This is a genomic window from Microbacterium sp. NPDC078814, assembly GCF_040702645.1.
Lineage (GTDB): Bacteria > Actinomycetota > Actinomycetes > Actinomycetales > Microbacteriaceae > Microbacterium.
On sequence record NZ_JBFBLT010000022.1, the window covers coordinates 1 to 5416 of the forward strand.

General features: G+C 63.8%; 7 protein-coding genes. 5 read left to right on the forward strand and 2 right to left on the reverse strand.

The genetic code is table 11. The features are described from left to right. Positions 1-833 precede the first annotated feature (833 nt). Entirely contained in the window at positions 834-1574 is a 741-nt protein-coding gene (locus tag AB0300_RS18505; protein WP_238695569.1) for an aldo/keto reductase, read from the forward strand. A 5-nt stretch (positions 1575-1579) separates the two neighbouring features. Then, positions 1580-2239: a TMEM175 family protein gene (locus AB0300_RS18510; RefSeq protein ID WP_105950089.1), complete on the forward strand. Its 660-nt coding sequence runs from the start codon at positions 1580-1582 to the stop codon at positions 2237-2239. A 295-nt stretch (positions 2240-2534) separates the two neighbouring features. On the opposite strand, the gene AB0300_RS18515 is transcribed toward AB0300_RS18510, so the two are convergent. Together AB0300_RS18515 and AB0300_RS18520 are read right to left on the reverse strand one after the other, a co-directional pair. Then, positions 2535-2816 (reverse strand): hypothetical protein, encoded by a 282-nt coding sequence (locus AB0300_RS18515; RefSeq protein WP_199787650.1) that lies wholly within the window; start codon positions 2814-2816, stop codon positions 2535-2537. Between the two features lie 92 nt (positions 2817-2908). Continuing rightward, positions 2909-3085 (reverse strand): hypothetical protein, encoded by a 177-nt coding sequence (locus AB0300_RS18520; RefSeq protein ID WP_153244971.1) that lies wholly within the window; start codon positions 3083-3085, stop codon positions 2909-2911. Between the two features lie 208 nt (positions 3086-3293). Between AB0300_RS18520 and AB0300_RS18525 the strand changes: the two genes are divergently transcribed. Genes AB0300_RS18525 through AB0300_RS18535 form a run of 3 tightly spaced genes read left to right on the forward strand, consistent with a single transcriptional unit; the run spans position 3294 to position 5330 of the window. Then, on the forward strand, positions 3294-4460 hold the full coding sequence (locus AB0300_RS18525) for a glutathione-independent formaldehyde dehydrogenase (RefSeq protein WP_105950087.1): 1167 nt from the start codon (positions 3294-3296) through the stop codon (positions 4458-4460). Position 4461: 1 nt separating this feature from the next. Continuing rightward, positions 4462-5031 (forward strand): type 1 glutamine amidotransferase domain-containing protein, encoded by a 570-nt coding sequence (locus AB0300_RS18530; protein WP_126892905.1) that lies wholly within the window; start codon positions 4462-4464, stop codon positions 5029-5031. Continuing rightward, positions 5028-5330, forward strand: coding sequence for a putative quinol monooxygenase (locus AB0300_RS18535; protein ID WP_105950085.1), 303 nt, complete (start codon positions 5028-5030; stop codon positions 5328-5330). The genes AB0300_RS18530 and AB0300_RS18535 overlap by 4 nt, the downstream gene beginning before the upstream one ends. Positions 5331-5416: the final 86 nt, after the last annotated feature.

Sequence of the window (5416 nt, forward strand, 5' to 3'; positions counted from 1 at the left end):
GCTGCCCGAGGCCGCCTGGATCAACCAGCCCTCACAGGAGGCCCTCATACAGACCGCCTGACGGAATCTGTCTCACCCGCCTTGACACTTTCCGCCCGGCACAGTCTGCACACACCAGTCTGTCGTCCTTGTCGTGGGCGATCACACGTTTGTCACCGCACTCAGGGCACGGCTTCATAAACCCGGCGGTCGAGATGTAGCAGCTCTCACAGACTCCAGTACCGATGCGTGCGGAGTAAAGCCGCCGGACCTCGTGACAGATGAAACATACGATCCGCGGTTTCGGCACGCAGTCGTTGCAGTACGGCTTGTCGCCGACGATGGAGTGGGTCGTGCGTAGCCGCCCACACTCCGCGCATTCCCTTCGCGACCTCGGGTCGCGCCGCCAGCAGTTGGCGCAGAATTGTGACTCACCAATGCGGCGCGTGATTGGTAGAAGCCTGTCGCATATAGAGCAGGGCGCAGCGTAGCGGCGTTTCGTGCAGCGCCCGCCGAGCCGTTCTCCGGTCGGACTTGTCTGTTCCAGGAAGCGCTCTTCGCCGCACTGTCCACAGGCGGGCAGGGCGACTTTCAGGTCTGCGGTGCGAGCTTTCCGGAGGAGCCGCTGTGCCGCGCGTGGCATGGCCTGATCCCTTGACGAAGCGAGCGGGGGCGCGCTGCGGAGGTAGGCAGCGAGGCGTCCTGCTCCCATTACCGTCGGCGCGATGGCGATGACGAGTTGCTCGATCTTCGCAGTCGGAGCGTCGCTCCAAGGGCTGCCCTGCTCAAGGAGGATCGTCGTTCCTGGGTCCAGGTTCCGACGGTTGCGCGCTCGGTCCTTGCGCCGTCTCTCCTTGCCGATCGCCGCGTTGATCGCCGGTGTCGAGCTGGGCATGACACTCGTTGATACTGCCGAGATGTACGGCGACGGCGCGGCGGAAGCGCTGATCTGCGAAGCGCTAGGCGACCGGTGCGGCCGGTTGTTCCTCGTCAGCAAGGCGTATCCGCAGAACGCCTCGCGCGCACGCCTTTCACGCGCATGCGAGGCGAGCTTGAGACGTCTCGGCACCGACCGGCTCGACCTCTACCTGCTCCACTGGCGGGGATCGGTGCCGCTCGTTGAGACGATAGAAGCGATGGAGGCGCTGAAATCGGCCGGGAAGATTCGGTATTGGGGTGTCAGCAACCTCGATACTGACGACATGGACGAGCTTGTTGCTGCCGGCGGGGATGGCTGCGTGACCGATCAGGTTCTCTACAATCTCGTCCGTCGAGGCCCTGAGTTGGAATTGTTGCCGTGGCTCGTCGCTCATGAAATGCCTGTCATGGCCTATAGTCCCGTCGAGCAGGGACGACTCTCGAGCCATCCCTCCCTTGTGAAGATCGCAGCTAAGGTTGGTGCTACCCCTGCGCAGGTCGCACTTTCCTGGACGTTGCGGCACGATGGCCTCATTGCGATTCCGAAGGCGAGTTCGATCGCACATGTGCGGGAGAACCGGGCAGCCGCAGATATCGTCCTTTCCGACGCCGATCTTGCGACACTCGACGCGGCATTTCCTCGGCCACGCGACCGTCGCCCGCTCGAGATGCTCTAGCTCGAATGGCGGTCTTCTCTCTCAAGGGAACCGAACATGAGACGGATCGGCTCGAGGTGTTCAGCGACGCGGTGTTTGCGATCGCGATCACCGTCCCTGTGGTGGAACTGCGCGCACCGAGGCCTGAGGATGGCGACCTCGCCGCGGCCTACCTGAAGCTGGCACCGGACTACGCCGCCTACGTCCTCAGCGTGATCCTCATCGGCCTCTATTGGTCCCACAGTCATTTCAGCGGCAAGCTGCTGGAGAAGACCGACCACGGCTACAACCTGCTGACCATCGGCTTTTTGGCTGCGGTCAGTATCACTCCATTTCCCGCGCGCCAGTTGGTCGAACATTTCGGTGGAGATGCGGACAGCACGACCGCCGCCCTTTGGTACCTGGGCATAGCAGCGGCACCGGCGACCTGGTGGTTTCTTCGGTGGGTGTACGCCACCGCCAGAGGTTTTCCCGATCGAAGGCTAACCGAGGCTTATCTTCGCCGCCTTACCATCAAGTATGGTCTTACCGCCGCTGCCTATTGGGCGGCATTCGGCTTGGCGTTCTGGAATTGGCGTGTTGGATTGATCGCGGCGGGGATTGTAACGTTGAGCTACGTCATTTCCCCCGCAAAGCCCGTGTTCAGACCCGGTATTGAACCGGGACACGATCAGATGGCTCGTTGACTGAAGGAGCGGATAGTACCTCGGAGCTGCACGCTCCTTGCGAGTGAATAGCGACCTACCGTCGTCCGACGTTTTCGGGCTTGCTTTGCTCGCCGTCCGCCAGATCGGCTAGAACATGCGCACCAGGCCGCAATTCGGGCACCGCCAGACCGGGGAAGTCGGCGGGTTCCACGACGGTTGCAGCTGCACCAGGCAGCGCTCACAGGTAGGGGAGAAGCCCGGCCATTCGTCGTCATCCACGATGCCAGGCAACCAGGATGCTGGCGGCGCTGCAGAAACCGTCCACAGGGGACGTTCAGCGCCTTGCAGGAGAGGCCGGGGTGACAGCCGAGGCCCATACCCATGCCTTCATCTCCGTCTCGCCCACGCGGAACCTGATCGCGCAGGCATCCGCTGTCGACCGGCAGACCTCCGCGTCGACGAGCGCCGGCGTGGCGCCGAAGCGCACCCACGCTTTCGCAGGCTTCGGCCGCGGGTCGATCGTCACCGGTTCTACGTCTAAGCGCAGGTCGGCGCTCGAGAGCGACTGCAGGGGGCCGGCCTCCGCGGCGATCCGCTCGAGGATGCGCGTATCCATCCTGCGATCGGCCGCCGACGCGTATCGCTTCGATGTACCCACTGCCGATCCTTCTTGCGGACCGCCAGGTTATCGATTTTAGAACAGATGTTCTATTTCGTGTGCTCGTCCGCCAGGTCGTCCGAGGCGTCAGCCTCGGCTTGAATCTGCTCAACCTCGGCCCGCAGTCGGATCAATATCTCCTTGCTGTGATCCGCGAGTGCGGTATCCCAGGCATCGACGACGCTGGTCGGGTGTCGACTGTGGCTCTTTTGATCCGAGAACCCCATGCCCTGAGACTGGGGGAGAGGGTTCCGCGCAGCGGGACCCGGGCACCACCCCGGCTCGATCGCTACACACATCAACGCAAGGCGAGCCCCTTGACACGTGGTTCCCGAGGGTGTCCGCTACCTCGCGAAGGGCTGCATTGTCAAGGCTCTGCCAGGAGGCTATCAAGGCCAGAAGGCTACCGAGCAACACCATCAGATCGGAGTAGACATGAAAGCAGTGGTGTACGAGGGACCCCGTCAGGTCAGCACGAAGGAGGTCCCGGACGCGAAGATCGAGCGGCCCACCGATGTCCTGGTCAGGGTGACGACGACGAACATCTGCGGCTCGGACCTCCACATGTACGAGGGGAGGACCTCCTTCGAGGTGGGCCGGACGTTCGGGCACGAGAACATGGGGGAGGTCATCGAGGTCGGTAGTGGCGTGGAGAAGGTCAGGGTCGGAGACCGGGTTGTGCTCCCGTTCAACATCTCGTGCGGGTTCTGTAAGAACTGCGAACGCGGCCTGACCAACTACTGCCTCACCACTCAGCCCGACCCATCACTCGCCGGTGCGGCTTATGGGTTCGCCGACATGGGTCCCTATGGCGGTGGCCAAGCGGAGCTTCTCCGCGTGCCTTTCGGTGACCACAACGCGCTGCGCCTGGGCGAGGATGCGGAGGATAGGGAGAACGACTACGTCATGCTCTCTGACATCTTCCCCACCGGCTACCACGCCACCGAGATGGCCGGCGTGATCCCCGGCGACAGCGTTGTGATCGCTGGGGCGGGTCCGGTCGGATTGATGGCCGCCCTGTCCGCGATGATCAAGGGCGCAGCAAAGGTGATGGTGGTCGATCGCCACCCTGACCGGCTCGCGCTGGCCGAGCAGATCGGTGCGATTGCCATCGACGACTCCAAGGTCGACCCCGTGCAGGCTGTGCTGGACGAGACTATGGGGCTCGGAGCTGACCGTGGTTGCGAATGCGTGGGCTACCAGGCCCACGATCCGCAGGGCAACGAGGACACCGCCGCCACCTTGAACATGCTCATCAACGCGGTCCGCTTCACCGGAGGGATCGGCACCGTCGGCGTGTTCGTCCCCCAGGACCCGGGGGCCGAGGGCGAATTGGCCAAGCAGGGCAAGGCGGCCATCGACTTCGGCACACATTGGTTCAAGGGGCAGACCATGGGAAGCGGTCAGGCCCCGGTCAAGCGGTACAACCGCCAGCTGCGGGACTTGATCGCGGCCGGCAAGGCGACCCCTTCGTGGATCGTCTCCCACGAGATCTCGCTGGACCAGGCTGCCGATGCCTACAAGAACTTCGACGCCAGGTCCAAGGGTTGGACTAAGGTCCTCATCAAGCCCGGCATGTCAAACGGAACGAAGGAAAACTGAGATGGCAGCAGAACTTCAGGGCAAGAGGGTCGCGATCCTCGCCGCCGACGGAGTCGAACGCGTTGAGCTCGAGCAACCCCGCGAAGCACTGGAACGGGCCGGCGCTCAGACCGAGGTCCTTTCGATCCACGACGGCGAGATCAAGGCCCGTAAGAACGACCTGGATGAAGCGGGCACGTTCACCGTCGACGGGTTGGTCGCCGACGCCTCGGTGGGCGACTACGACGCCCTGCTGCTTCCCGGCGGCACGGTGAACCCCGACCAGCTCCGGGTCGACAAGGACGCCGTCTCCTTCGTCCGCGACTTCGTCGAAACTGGCAAGCCCATTGCCGCGATCTGTCACGGGCCTTGGACGTTGATCGAGGCTGGCGTGGTCGGAGGTCGCACCTTGACGTCCTTCCCGAGCATCCGCACGGATCTGCGCAACGCCGGAGCGGAGGTCGTTGACCAGGATGTCGTGGTCGACGGGAACCTGATCACCAGCCGCTCACCCGACGACCTGCCTGCGTTCTGCGATACGATCGTGGCGAAATTTGCGAGCAGTTCGACCCAGGAAGAGGTGACGTCATGAGCGTCACGAAGGGACTGCTTGTCAGGCTGGAGGCCCTGCCCGGCAAGGAAGACGAGGTCCAGGAGTTTCTCGGCATCGGGCGAGGGCTCGTCGAGGAGGAACCGGCCACCACCGCGTGGTTCGCGATCCGTCTCGGCCCGTCCTCATTCGGGATCTTCGACGTGTTCCCCGATGACGCCGGCCGCGACGCGCACCTGTCCGGCGCAGTTGCGACCGCTCTCGGCGAGCAGACGGGCAAACTGTTCAGCGAGCCGACGATCGAGAAGCTCGACGTCCTGGGCTCCAAACTCCCCGCCTGAAACCACAGACCGGGAGCCGAACTCCCAGAGCGTGCCGGTGAGCGGCCAGAGCGCGCCCCAGTCGGCGGTGATCCCGAAGGCCAGCG